This window comes from Stutzerimonas stutzeri KOS6, assembly GCF_000307775.2.
GTDB classification, from domain to species: domain Bacteria; phylum Pseudomonadota; class Gammaproteobacteria; order Pseudomonadales; family Pseudomonadaceae; genus Stutzerimonas; species Stutzerimonas stutzeri_B.
Genome location: NZ_KK020676.1, coordinates 1,050,781 through 1,062,828 on the forward strand (window position 1 = coordinate 1,050,781; position 12,048 = coordinate 1,062,828).

A 12,048-nucleotide genomic window follows, 5' to 3' on the forward strand; every position below is an offset into this window, starting at 1 on the left:
ATCCATGCACCGCCGCGGTTGGCGGTCGTTTCGGGAACGAGGCCATGCAGCTGGCGAGCAACCAGGGTGATGCGGGGGGAACGGGCATGTTGCCGGGCGGTGATCCCCAGACCGTGCTGGCGCTGATGCACGCGCGGGCGGAGGTGGCCCGCCTGGGCGAACGCGAGCAGCTTTTCAGCACCTTGCTGGGCGGCGTCAATGCGGTGCTCTGGGCTTTCGACTGGCAGGCTCAGCGGATGATTTATGTCAGCCCGGCCTACGAGCGCATCTTCGGCCGCTCGCCCGCGCTGCTGCTGGCCGACTACGGCGAGTGGCGCAACGCGATCTATCCGGACGACCTGGAATACGCACAGAAGAGCATGCTCGCGGTGCTCGACGAGGGCGCCGTGGAAACCCGTGAGTACCGCATCATTCGTGGCGATGGGCAGCTGCGCTGGCTAAGCGACAAATGCTTCCTCGGGCGTCGGGCCGAGCATGGCCACGGGCCGATCATCGTTGGCATTGCCGAGGACATCACCGAGAAGAAGCAGCTCGAAGGTGAACTGCAACGTCTGGCCACCACCGACGTGTTGACCCAGAGCAGCAACCGCCGGCATTTCTTCGAATGCGCTCGCGCCGAATTCGAGCGGGCCAGGCAGTTCGCCTCGCCGCTGGCGTTCCTGTTGCTGGATATCGACGATTTCAAGCGTATCAACGACACCCACGGCCACCAGATGGGCGATCAGGTATTGCAGCGGGTGGCCCGTTGCGGCGCCTCGGTCCTGCGCCAGAGCGACCTCTTCGGGCGTATCGGCGGCGAGGAGTTCGCTGCCGTGCTGCCGGGCTGCCAGCCAGACCTTGCCGAGCAGATCGCCGAGCGCTTGCAACGCGAGATCGAGCGGGTGGTGTTCACAGCGGACAACGCTGAGCGCTTCCGCGTCACCGCCAGCCTGGGCCTGACCTATCTCAAGGCCAGTGACTCAGACCTGAGTACGGTGTTCGCCCGGGCGGATACGGCCATGTATACCGCCAAACGGCTGGGCAAGAATCAGGTGATCGTCGGCTGAAACAGGCCTCCGTCCGGTCGGGCCTGGCCGGCGCCATCTTCGCGTGGCGGCCGTCGTCTGACCCGCAGCGTCGAGCTTCAGGTTTGTCAGCCTTCCGCTGCCTGACGCAGCAGGCACCGGACTCGTCGTGGCCGCGCGCTCAACGTGGCCGCGGCGCTGGCTGCTGCTGCGTGATGCAGTGGATGTTGCCGCCGCCAAGCAGAATCTCGCGACCCGCTACCATGACCACTTCATGCTCGGGGAACAGCTGAACGAGGATGCGCTCGGCCTCGGCGTCCAGCGGGTCGCCGAAGGCCGGTGCGATGATGCCGCCGTTGACGATCAGGAAGTTCACGTAGCTGCCGGCCAGGCGGATCGACGGGTCGCGCGGTTGGCTGCCGTCCAGCGGCAGCACCCCAGCGCATTCCTGTTCGGTGGCATGCAGTGGGCCGGGAATCGGCATCCTGTGTACGGTCAATGCGCGACCCCGGGCATCGCGAGCCGTCTGCAGCACGGCCATGGCCGCCTGGCAGCGCTCGAAGTTGGGATCGTTCGCATCGTCGGTCCAGGCCAGCAGGACTTCGCCCGGGCGCACGAAGCAGCAGAAGTTGTCGACGTGACCGTCGGTCTCGTCGTTGAACAAACCATGGGGTAGCCAGATGATAGTATCGACCGCCAGATGGTCGCGCAGTACCGTTTCGATCTCTTCGCGGGACAGGTGCGGGTTGCGGTTGCGGTTGAGCAGGCATTCCTCGGTGGTGATCAGGGTGCCTTCACCGTCGACGTGGATCGAACCGCCTTCGAGCACGAAACCTTCGGTGCGGTAGCGGTCGCAGTGTTCGACCTCGAGGATCTTGCGTGCCACTTCATCGTCGCGCTGCCAGTCGCTGTAGAGCCCGCCGTCATCGCCGCCCCAGGCGTTGAAGGTCCAGTCCACGCCGCGCAGGCCGCCGTGGTCGTCGATGACGAAGGTCGGCCCGGTATCGCGCACCCAGGCATCGTCGGTGCTCATCTCGACCACGCGGATGCGCGGATCATCGAGTGCCGCGCGGGCGGCCAGGTATTGCTCGGCGCTGGCGCAGACGGTAACCGGCTCGAAACGGGCGATCGCCTTGGCGACGGCGGTGAAGGCTGCCTGCGCCGGTGTCGCGTTGTCCCGCCAGTTGTCAGGCCGTTGCGGCCAGACCATCCAGGTCTGGCTGTGCGGCGCCCATTCGGCGGGCATGTAGTAACCATCTTGGCGGGGCGTGGAGCTGAGGGTGGTCATGGCTGAGGTCCTGGTAGGGTGGAAAACGGCCGCAGACCTTTTCCACCACGTGGTGTCCCTGGTGGAAAACGCTGCGCGGTTTTCCACCCTACGTTCATTCCGACGGCAGCTCACCGTCCAGGGTCCTGATCGGGCCGTACAGGTTCGGTCGGCGATCACGGAATACGCCCCAGGCGCTGCGGACGTGTTCGAGCTGATCCAGATCGAAGCTGTGTACCAGCACGCCCTCGCTGGTTTCGTCCATTTCCTCGACCTTTGCACCGAACTGGTCGGCGATGAACGACGAGCCGTAGAAGGTGATGTCGTAGCCGTCCTGTTCCTCTCGGCCGATGCGGTTGCTGGCGATCAGCGGCATCAGGTTGGCGCCCGCATGGCCCTGCTGCACGCGCTGCCAGTGGTCGCGCGAGGTGATGTTCGGATCGTGCGGCTCGCTGCCGATGGCAGTCGGGTAGAACAGCAGCTCGGCGCCCATCAGCGCCATGCTGCGCGCGGTCTCGGGGAACCACTGGTCCCAGCAGATGGCTACGCCGATCTTCGCGTAGCGGGTGTTCCACACCTTGAAGCCGGTGTCGCCCGGGTTGAAGTAGTACTTCTCGTGATAGCCGGGGCCGTCCGGAATGTGGCTCTTGCGGTAGATGCCGAGCAGCTTGCCGTCGGCATCGATGATGGCGATGGAATTGAAGCGTGCGCGCCCGGCCAGTTCGAAAAAGCTGATCGGCAGCACGACCTGCAGCTCGGCGGCAACCTTCTGGAAGTGCTGGATGGCCGGATTATCCTCGATCGGCGTGGCCAGCTGCAGGTATTCGGCGTTGGGCTTCTGGCAGAAGTAGGGCGTCTCGAACAGCTCCTGGATGAGGATGATCTGCGCGCCCTTGGCGGCGGCCTCACGCACCAGCTTGTCGGCATTGGCGATATTGGCCTGGCGATCCCAGGAACAGGCCATCTGGGTGGCGGCAACGGTAACGACTCGGGACATGGAAACCTCGCAGCGGCGGTTGGATGGGCGACGGCTTTCGAAGGTTGCAAATCTATTCGATATTTATCCGGATTGATAGCGCATATGTCGCATCACTTCGCCGAAGTAAATATCTTTAATCGATAACTATCGATCAATCCCGGCGAGCTCCCGCTTTGGCAGGCAGGGCGGCAGGTACAGGCCGAGGTAGGCATCGAAGACCCGCATGCCTTCTTCGGCCATGCGAGGCGTAAGGCTGCCGAACAGCTGTATGGAACGAGCATAGACGCGGTCGCCCAGTTCGAGGGCCAGTGCGAACACATCGATGTCCTGCGGAAGGGGTGGCAGGGTGAAGTGGCGTTCGAATACCGCCTGCATCGCCTGGCCGAGCTCCAGATCGAGTTGCTGGTCGGTCTGGGTGACCTCGCCGAGGCCGTGTTGCACGAGGATCAGCTGGCGGGCGGCGCTGTCCTGCTGGTAGATCGCCAGCATGCGCTGTTCGATCAACCGCGACAGGTCGCGCCACGAGGCCAGGCTCTGGTGGTCGACGGGCTGCTCGAGGCTGGCTCTGAATGCGGCGTGCACATCCGCCGTCAGCGCGGCCAGCAATGCCGGGACGCCGGAGAAGAAATGATAGACCGACGAGGGCGGAATGCCGGCGCGTTCTGCCACGGCATACACCGACAGCGTCGCGGCGCCCTGCTCGGCGAGCAGTTCGCGGGCGCTGGCGAGAATCTGGCGGATGCGCGTCTGGCTGCTGGCGCGTGGGCGGCGGCTGGGCGTCGCTGGGCTGGGCTTGGTCATCGGCCTATTTGAAGCCAGCACGGCGGCGGATGCAAACCGCCGTGCGTTGCGCTCTTGTGCCGGGCTAGACGGTATGCAGATACCAGTTGTATTCCAGGTCCGAGATGGAATGCTCGAACTCGGCCAGCTCGCTCTCCTTGCAGGCGACGAAGATGTCGATGTAATCGGGGCTGATGTAGCGTGCCATGATCTCGCTGTCGTCCAGCTCGCGCAGGGCATCACGCAGGTTGGTCGGCAGGCTCTGCTCGACCTGCTCGTAGGAGTTGCCTTCGATCGGCTCGTCCGGCTCGATCTTGTTGGTCAGGCCGTGATGCACCCCGGCGAGGATGCCGGCGAGCAGCAGGTAGGGGTTGGCGTCGGCACCGGCGACCCGGTGCTCGATGCGCACGGCATCGGGGCTGTCGGTCGGCACGCGCAGCGCCACGGTGCGGTTGTCCATGCCCCAGCAGGGCGCATTCGGCACATAGAACTGGGCGCCGAAGCGGCGGTAGGAGTTGACGTTGGGGCAGAGGAAGGCCATCGAGGCTGGCATGGTCTGCTGCAGGCCACCGATGGCGTGGCGCAGCGGCTCGCTTTCCAGCGGAGTTTCGGTGGCGAATATGTTGTTGCCATTCTTGTCGAGCAGCGAGATGTGCACGTGCAGCCCGTTCCCGGCCTGGCCCGGGTAGGGCTTGGCCATGAAGGTAGTGTCCATTTCGTGGTCGTAGGCGATGTTCTTGATCAAGCGCTTGAGCAGCACGGCGTAGTCGCATGCCTTGATCGGGTCGGCGACGTGATGCAGGTTGACCTCGAACTGTGCCGGGGCGCTTTCCTTGACGATCGCGTCGGCGGGGATGCCCTGCTCCTTGGCGCCTTCGAGGATGTCCTGCAGGCAGTCGACGTATTCGTCGAGATCGTCGATCAGATACACCTGGGTCGAATGCGGGCGCTTGCCGGAGATTGGCGAGCGCGGTGGCTGCGGCCGGCCGTTGATGTTCTCCTGGTCGATCAGATAGAACTCGAGTTCGAAAGCGGCGCAGATGGTCAGGCCCAGTTCGTCGAACTTGCTCACCACCTGGCGCAGCACCTCGCGCGGGTCGGCGAAGAAGGGGTCGCCATCACGCTCGTGCATGGTCATCAGCAGCTGCGCGGTGGGGCGCTTCTGCCAAGGCTCCTTGCACAGGGTATTGGGAATCGGGAAGCAGGTACGGTCGGAATCGCCGATATCCATACCCAGCCCGGTGCTTTCCACGGTGATGCCATTGATGTCCAGGGCAAACAGCGAGGCGGGAAGGTTGATGCCCTTCTCGTAGACCTTGTGCAGGCTGGCGCGCTCGATCCGCTTGCCGCGCACGACTCCATTCATGTCGGTGATCAGCAGGTCGACGTACTGCACCTCCGGGTGTTCCTTGAGAAATGCGTTAGCTTCGTTGAGCTGAACGGCACGCGGCGGGGCCATGATGAATTACCTTAATTGTTAAAAATTTCAATCATCAGATGCTTGTCGGGGAGTCAATCGAAAAGCCTGTTCACTGTCAATAGTAGCCTGCAAGCGCCCCATCAGCGCCCACCACGGGCCCTTTTTGGGGCATCTCGGCGGCGTTGACGCAATCGCGCATTGGGCTAGGGTTCGAGCTATTGTCTATAAAAATGAACAAGACTACTCTCCGGTATGCCTCTTTCGAACGACGAGTATCCCATGTCGCGCAAGCCCCTGATCGGCGTTTCTGCCTGTACCAAGCAGATCGGACACCACAGTTTCCACATCGCCGGTGACAAATACCTGCGTGCCGCGGCGATTGCCGGGGTGCCGCTGGTGATGCCGGCGCTGGATGAGCTGATCGATCCGGCGACGCTTCTGGAAACCTTTGACGGGTTGCTGTTCACCGGCTCGCCCTCCAACGTCGAGCCACTGCATTATGGTGGTCCGGCAAGCGAGGCGGGCACCCATCACGACCCGTCGCGCGACCGCCTGACCCTGCCGCTCATCCGCGCGGCGGTCGAAGCCGGCATTCCGGTGTTCGGCATTTGCCGGGGTTTCCAGGAAATGAACGTGGCTTTTGGCGGCAGCCTGCATCAGAAGGTGCATGAGGCCGGTCCCTATCAGGACCACCGCGAGCGTCCCGATGATCCGCTGGAGGTGCAGTACGGCCTCAGCCATGCGCTACATGTACAGCCGGGTGGTCTGCTGGAGCGGCTTGGCCTGCCGGCGCGGATCGAGGTCAATTCGGTGCATGGCCAGGGTGTCGAGCGTCTCGGCGACGGCCTGCGCATAGAGGCGCTGGCGCCCGACGGGCTGATCGAGGCGTTTTCCGTCGAGCACGCGCGCAGCTTCGCCTTGGGCGTGCAATGGCATCCGGAATGGCAGGTTCACGAACATCCGTATTATCTGGCGCTGTTCCGCGGCTTCGCCGAAGCCTGCCAGGCGCGCGCCCGACAACGCTGACGGCCGACCCAGGCGGCCCTCCCCAGCAACCCCCGAGGTCAACATGAGTACTCAGCTCGACCAGCTCACCGGCTGGCTCAAAGAACGCAAGATCACCGAAGTGGAATGCCTGATCAGCGACCTGACCGGGATCGCCCGCGGCAAGATTTCACCGACCAACAAATTCCTCGGCGAGAAGGGCATGCGGCTGCCGGAAAGCGTGCTGCTGCAGACCGTGACCGGTGATTACGTCGAGGACGATATCTACTACGAGCTGCTCGATCCGGCCGACATCGACATGTTCTGCCGGCCCGACCCCAATGCCGTGTTCCTCGTTCCCTGGGCCATCGAGCCCACGGCCCAGGTGATCCACGACACCTACGACAAGATGGGCAACCCCATCGAACTGTCGCCGCGCAATATCCTCAAGCGCGTGCTGAAAATGTACGCCGACCGCGGCTGGCAACCCATCGTCGCGCCGGAGATGGAGTTCTACCTGACCAAGCGCTGCGAGGACCCGGATCTGCCGTTCCAGCCTCCGGTCGGCCGCTCCGGTCGCCAGGAGACCGGTCGCCAGTCGTTCTCCATCGATGCGGCCAACGAATTCGACCCGCTGTTCGAGGACATGTACGACTGGTGCGAGGCCCAGGGCCTGGATCTGGACACCCTGATCCACGAAGAAGGCACCGCGCAGATGGAAATCAACTTCCGTCACGGCGAGGCGCTGCACCTGGCCGACCAGATCCTGGTGTTCAAGCGCACCATGCGCGAGGCGGCGCTCAAGCACAACGTCGCCGCCACCTTCATGGCCAAGCCGATGACCGGCGAGCCCGGCAGTGCGATGCATCTGCACCAGAGCGTCGTCGACCTGCAGACCGGGCGCAACATCTTCTCCAACGAAGACGGCTCCATGAGCCAGCTGTTCCTGCATCACGTCGGCGGCCTGCAGAAATACATTCCCGAGCTGCTGCCGATGTTCGCCCCCAACGTCAATTCGTTCCGTCGCTTCCTGCCGGACACCTCGGCACCGGTGAACGTCGAGTGGGGCGAGGAAAACCGCACCGTGGGGTTGCGCGTGCCGGACTCCGATCCGCAGAACCGCCGCGTCGAGAACCGCCTGGCAGGCGCCGACGCCAACCCGTATCTGGCCATCGCCGCCAGCCTGCTGTGCGGCTACATCGGCATGGTCGAGCAGCTGCCGCCGAGTCAGCCGGTCAAGGGCCGCGGCTACGAGCGGCGCAACCTGCGCCTGCCGCTGACCCTGGAAGCGGCGCTGGAGCGGATGGAAACCTGCCGCGAGCTGGCGAAGTACCTGAGCCCCAAGTTCATTACCGGCTATGTCGCGGTCAAGCGCGCCGAGCAGGAGAACTACCACCGCGTGATCAGCTCCTGGGAGCGGGAATTCCTGATGCTGTCGGTGTAGGGCTACGCCGCAGCCGGTCGTAAGGTGGATGGCGCTTTTCTCATTCACCGAACATGCACGAACTTTTATCGAGAGGTGACTGATGAGCGATTCGCAAACCCTGCATTGGCAAGCCCTGAGCCGCGACCATCATCTGCCGCCGTTCACCGACTACAAGGCGCTGAACGCCAAGGGTACGCGCATCATCACCAGGGCTTCGGGCGTCTATCTCTGGGACAGCGAGGGGCACAAGATCCTCGACGCCATGGCCGGGCTATGGTGCGTCAACATCGGCTATGGCCGGGAAGAGCTGGTCGAGGCGGCGGCCAGGCAGATGCGCGAACTGCCGTACTACAACCTGTTCTTCCAGACCGCGCATCCACCGGCCGTGGCCCTGGCCAAGGCCATCGCCGACATCGCGCCGGCCGGCATGAGCCATGTGTTCTTCACCGGCTCCGGTTCCGAAGCCAACGACACCGTGCTGCGCATGGTGCGCCATTATTGGGCAACCAAGGGCAAGCCTGCGAAGAAGGTGGTCATCGGGCGCTGGAACGGCTATCACGGTTCCACCGTCGCCGGTGCCAGCCTGGGCGGCATGAAGGCCATGCACGAGCAGGGTGACGGTCCGATCCCCGGCATCGAGCACATCGACCAGCCCTACTGGTACGGCGAAGGTGGCGACATGGACCCGGAGGAGTTCGGCGTACGCATCGCCGACCAGCTGGAACAGAAGATCCTCGAGGTCGGCGAGGACAGGGTCGCGGCCTTCATCGCCGAGCCGATCCAGGGCGCCGGCGGTGTGATCATCCCGCCAGACAGCTACTGGCCGCGGGTCAAGGAAATCCTCGCGCGCTACGACATCCTCTTCATCGCCGACGAAGTGATCTGCGGCTTTGGTCGCACCGGCGAATGGTTCGGCAGTGACCATTACGGCCTCGAACCGGACCTGATGCCGATTGCCAAGGGCCTGACGTCCGGCTACATCCCCATGGGTGGCGTGGTAGTACGCGACGAAGTGGTGCAGACGCTCAACGAGGGCGGCGAGTTCTATCACGGCTTCACGTATTCGGGGCACCCGGTGGCCGCTGCAGTGGCGCTGGAGAACATCCGAATCCTGCGCGAGGAAGGCATTGTCGAGCGGGTCAAGAACAAGACGGCACCCTATTTGCAGTCCCGCTGGCAGGAGCTGATCGAGCACCCGCTGGTGGGCGAGGCGCGTGGCGTCGGCCTGCTCGGCGCGCTCGAGCTGGTCAGGAACAAGAAGACCCGCGAGCGCTTCGCCGGGACGGGCGTAGGCATGCTCTGTCGTGAGCATTGCTTCCGTAACGGCCTGGTGATGCGTGCGGTTGGCGACACCATGATCATTTCGCCACCGCTGGTGATCAGCGAAGAGCAGATCGACGAGCTGATCGGCAAGGTGCGGCTGTGCCTGGATGCGACGGCCAGGGATGTGCTGACTTGAGCCTGCGGCCGCTGAGCTCGGACGGCCATTTGCACGGCCGTTTGCGTTCGGCTTGTTGAAAAAAAGGTCCTGACCTTGCCAGACTGCGCGCGTGCTGGAGACCAGATCTGCCGAGGGGGCGAGTGTCGGTTCCGGCACACCTCCAGGTCGCCACGCTGTTCATGGCCTGTTCCACTGCCCCGACTTTAATGATGACAACAGGAGCTGCACGGATGAATTCTTTCGCCAAGACCCTACTTGCCATGACGCTGGCCGGCACCGTTGCCGGGGCTGCGCAGGCCCAGGAAAAGGTACTGCACGTCTACAACTGGTCCGACTACATCGCCGAGGACACCCTGGAGAATTTCACCAAGGAAACCGGCATCAAGGTGGTCTACGACGTCTTCGACAGCAACGAGGTGCTGGAAGCCAAGCTGCTGGCCGGTAGCTCCGGTTATGACGTGGTGGTGCCGTCCAACCCGTTCCTGGCCAAGCAGATCAAGGCCGGCGTGTTCCAGAAGCTGGACAAGTCCAAGCTGCCGAACTGGGAAAACCTCGACAAGGACCTGCTCAAGGCGCTGGAGCCGAGCGATCCGGGCAACCAGTACTCGATCCCCTACATGTGGGGCACCATCGGCATCGGCTACAACGTCGAAAAGGTCAAGGCGGTGCTCGGCGACAATGCACCGGTGAGTTCCTGGGACCTGGTGTTCAAGCCGGAGAACATCGAGAAGCTGAAGTCCTGCGGCGTGTCCTTCCTCGACTCGCCGACCGAGATCCTGCCTGCGGCCCTGCATTACCTGGGCTATGCGCCTGACAGCGGCAAGAGCGGCGAGCTGAAGAAGGCCGAAGAGCTGTTCATGCAGATCCGTCCGCACGTGGCCTACTTCCATTCGTCCAAGTACATCTCCGACCTGGCCAACGGCAACATCTGCGTCGCCATCGGTTACTCCGGCGATATCTATCAGGCCAAGGCGCGTGCCGAGGAAGCGGCCAACGGTGTCAACGTCGGCTACAAGATTCCCAAGGAAGGTGCCGGCAGCTTCTTCGACATGCTGGCCGTCCCGGCGGATGCCAAGAACGTTGACAGCGCCCATGCCTTCATCAACTACCTGATGAAGCCGGAAGTCATGGCGTCGATCACCGACTACGTGCAGTTCCCCAACGGTAATGCTGCCGCCACCCCGCTGGTGGACGAGGCGATCCGTACCGACGAGGGTATCTATCCGAGCCAGGCGGTGCTGCAGAAGCTCTACACCTTCCCCGATCTGGATCCGAAGACCCAGCGTGCGATGACCCGCAGCTGGACCAAGATCAAGTCCGGGCGTTGATATAACCGCTCCGGTGCCGGGCCGCATCAAGCGTGCGTGCCCGGCCATGGCGGCCGGTCAGGCGAATGCTGTCCGGGGAGGCGGCTTGCGAGGAACAACGATGCGAACACATCACCCCGCGGCAGCGCCCTCGCCCACTCATCCATTACCTCGCATTGCACCGACAGTTGCACCGAAACTATTGATTTCCAGAGGTTTTTCCAATAAACAGCCGGCCTTTCCCTCCGGGATTCCGCGCGGCCTGTAACAAGAGGACTCATCCCATGCGCTCGACCCTCAAGTCGCTGATCGTCGCCGCCGCCGTTGCCGGTGCGAGCACTGCCCAGGCCGCCTCCGTGCACATCTACAACTGGTCGGATTACATCGGCGAAACGACGCTGGAAGAGTTCGAGAGAGAGACCGGTATCAAGCCTGTCTACGATGTCTTCGACTCCAACGAAACCCTGGAAGGCAAGCTGCTCGCCGGTCGCAGTGGCTACGACGTGGTGGTGCCTTCCAACCATTTTCTTGGTAAGCAGATCCGTGCCGGCGCGTTCCAGGCGCTGGACAAGGGCAAGCTACCGAACTGGGAAAATCTCGATCCTGCCCTGCTCAGGCAACTGCAGAAGAACGATCCAGGCAATGCCCATGCGGCACCCTATCTGTGGGGCACCAACGGCATCGGCTACAACGTCGAGAAGGTCAAGGCGGCGCTTGGCGTCGACAAGATCGATTCCTGGGCGGTGATCTTCGAGCCGGAAAACGCCGCGAAGCTGGCCAGCTGCGGTATCGCCTTCCTCGATTCGGCCGACGAGATGATCCCGGCCATGCTCAACTACCTGGGACTGGATCCCAACAGCGAGAACGCCGCCGACTATCGCAAGGCCGAGGAAAAGCTCCTGGCCGTGCGCCCTCATGTGCGTTATTTCCACTCGTCCAAGTACATTTCCGATCTCGCCAATGGCAATATCTGCGTCGCCGCCGGATTCTCCGGCGATGTGTTCCAGGCCGCTGCCCGCGCCGAGGAAGCCGGCAAGGGCGTCGAGATCGCCTACGCCATTCCCAAGGAGGGTGGCAACCTCTGGTTCGACATGCTCGCCATCCCTGCCGATGCCAGCAACGTCGACGAAGCCCACGCGTTCATCAACTACCTGCTGCGTCCCGAGGTGATTGCCGCGGTGAGTGACTATGTCGGCTATGCCAACCCCAATCTGAAGGCGAGCGAGCTGATGGACCAGGAGGTGCGGCAGGACGCATCGGTGTATCCGCCACAGGAGGTACTCGATCGGCTTTACGTCTCGGCCGAGCTGCCGCCCAAGATTCAGCGGCTGATGACCCGCACCTGGACCAAGGTGAAGTCCGGCATGTAAACCGCGGAGCCGTCTGCGGCTCTGCCTGGGACGAAGGGGGCGTCAGGAGACGCGCCCGCTGCAGCGACCA

General features: G+C 63.3%; 10 protein-coding genes. 6 read left to right on the plus strand and 4 right to left on the minus strand.

The window, feature by feature from the left end:
- Nucleotides 1-44: 44 nt before the first annotated feature.
- On the plus strand, nucleotides 45-1,046 hold the full coding sequence (locus B597_RS33065; protein WP_003291895.1) for a GGDEF domain-containing protein: 1,002 nt from the start codon (nucleotides 45-47) through the stop codon (nucleotides 1,044-1,046).
- A gap of 139 nt (nucleotides 1,047-1,185) precedes the next feature.
- On the opposite strand, the gene aguA is transcribed toward B597_RS33065, so the two are convergent.
- From aguA to B597_RS33085, 4 genes are all read right to left on the minus strand, one after another.
- Entirely contained in the window at nucleotides 1,186-2,292 is a 1,107-nt protein-coding gene (gene aguA / locus B597_RS33070) for an agmatine deiminase (protein WP_003291896.1), read from the minus strand.
- A gap of 94 nt (nucleotides 2,293-2,386) precedes the next feature.
- The gene (gene aguB, locus B597_RS33075) at nucleotides 2,387-3,268 is read right to left on the minus strand and encodes an N-carbamoylputrescine amidase (protein WP_003291897.1); all 882 of its coding nucleotides are present in this window, start codon (nucleotides 3,266-3,268) and stop codon (nucleotides 2,387-2,389) included.
- Between the two features lie 126 nt (nucleotides 3,269-3,394).
- Nucleotides 3,395-4,051 (minus strand): TetR/AcrR family transcriptional regulator, encoded by a 657-nt coding sequence (locus tag B597_RS33080; RefSeq protein WP_003291898.1) that lies wholly within the window; start codon nucleotides 4,049-4,051, stop codon nucleotides 3,395-3,397.
- 64 nt (nucleotides 4,052-4,115) lie between these two features.
- The gene (locus B597_RS33085; RefSeq protein ID WP_003291899.1) at nucleotides 4,116-5,489 is read right to left on the minus strand and encodes a glutamine synthetase family protein; all 1,374 of its coding nucleotides are present in this window, start codon (nucleotides 5,487-5,489) and stop codon (nucleotides 4,116-4,118) included.
- A gap of 240 nt (nucleotides 5,490-5,729) precedes the next feature.
- On the opposite strand from B597_RS33085, the gene B597_RS33090 reads away from it, so the two are divergent.
- From B597_RS33090 to B597_RS33110, 5 genes are all read left to right on the plus strand, one after another.
- Nucleotides 5,730-6,476 (plus strand): gamma-glutamyl-gamma-aminobutyrate hydrolase family protein, encoded by a 747-nt coding sequence (locus B597_RS33090; RefSeq protein ID WP_003291900.1) that lies wholly within the window; start codon nucleotides 5,730-5,732, stop codon nucleotides 6,474-6,476.
- 43 nt (nucleotides 6,477-6,519) lie between these two features.
- Entirely contained in the window at nucleotides 6,520-7,878 is a 1,359-nt protein-coding gene (locus B597_RS33095; protein WP_003291901.1) for a glutamine synthetase family protein, read from the plus strand.
- 82 nt (nucleotides 7,879-7,960) lie between these two features.
- The gene (locus B597_RS33100; RefSeq protein ID WP_003291902.1) at nucleotides 7,961-9,319 is read left to right on the plus strand and encodes an aspartate aminotransferase family protein; all 1,359 of its coding nucleotides are present in this window, start codon (nucleotides 7,961-7,963) and stop codon (nucleotides 9,317-9,319) included.
- A 212-nt stretch (nucleotides 9,320-9,531) separates the two neighbouring features.
- Nucleotides 9,532-10,629, plus strand: a complete 1,098-nt coding sequence (locus B597_RS33105) for a polyamine ABC transporter substrate-binding protein (protein ID WP_003291903.1) — start codon at nucleotides 9,532-9,534, stop codon at nucleotides 10,627-10,629.
- A 263-nt stretch (nucleotides 10,630-10,892) separates the two neighbouring features.
- Nucleotides 10,893-11,978, plus strand: a complete 1,086-nt coding sequence (locus tag B597_RS33110; RefSeq protein WP_003291904.1) for a polyamine ABC transporter substrate-binding protein — start codon at nucleotides 10,893-10,895, stop codon at nucleotides 11,976-11,978.
- Nucleotides 11,979-12,048: the final 70 nt, after the last annotated feature.

What these genes read in the sequence shown, in the direction of transcription:
- B597_RS33085 (WP_003291899.1), bottom strand. Translation starts at nt 5,489, where the DNA reads ATGGCCCCGCCGCGTGCCGTTCAGCTCAACGAAGCTAACGCATTTCTC.
- aguA (WP_003291896.1), bottom strand. Translation starts at nt 2,292, where the DNA reads ATGACCACCCTCAGCTCCACGCCCCGCCAAGATGGTTACTACATGCCC.
- aguB (WP_003291897.1), bottom strand. Translation starts at nt 3,268, where the DNA reads ATGTCCCGAGTCGTTACCGTTGCCGCCACCCAGATGGCCTGTTCCTGG.
- B597_RS33105 (WP_003291903.1), top strand. Translation starts at nt 9,532, where the DNA reads ATGAATTCTTTCGCCAAGACCCTACTTGCCATGACGCTGGCCGGCACC.
- B597_RS33100 (WP_003291902.1), top strand. Translation starts at nt 7,961, where the DNA reads ATGAGCGATTCGCAAACCCTGCATTGGCAAGCCCTGAGCCGCGACCAT.
- B597_RS33065 (WP_003291895.1), top strand. Translation starts at nt 45, where the DNA reads ATGCAGCTGGCGAGCAACCAGGGTGATGCGGGGGGAACGGGCATGTTG.
- B597_RS33080 (WP_003291898.1), bottom strand. Translation starts at nt 4,051, where the DNA reads ATGACCAAGCCCAGCCCAGCGACGCCCAGCCGCCGCCCACGCGCCAGC.
- B597_RS33110 (WP_003291904.1), top strand. Translation starts at nt 10,893, where the DNA reads ATGCGCTCGACCCTCAAGTCGCTGATCGTCGCCGCCGCCGTTGCCGGT.
- B597_RS33090 (WP_003291900.1), top strand. Translation starts at nt 5,730, where the DNA reads ATGTCGCGCAAGCCCCTGATCGGCGTTTCTGCCTGTACCAAGCAGATC.
- B597_RS33095 (WP_003291901.1), top strand. Translation starts at nt 6,520, where the DNA reads ATGAGTACTCAGCTCGACCAGCTCACCGGCTGGCTCAAAGAACGCAAG.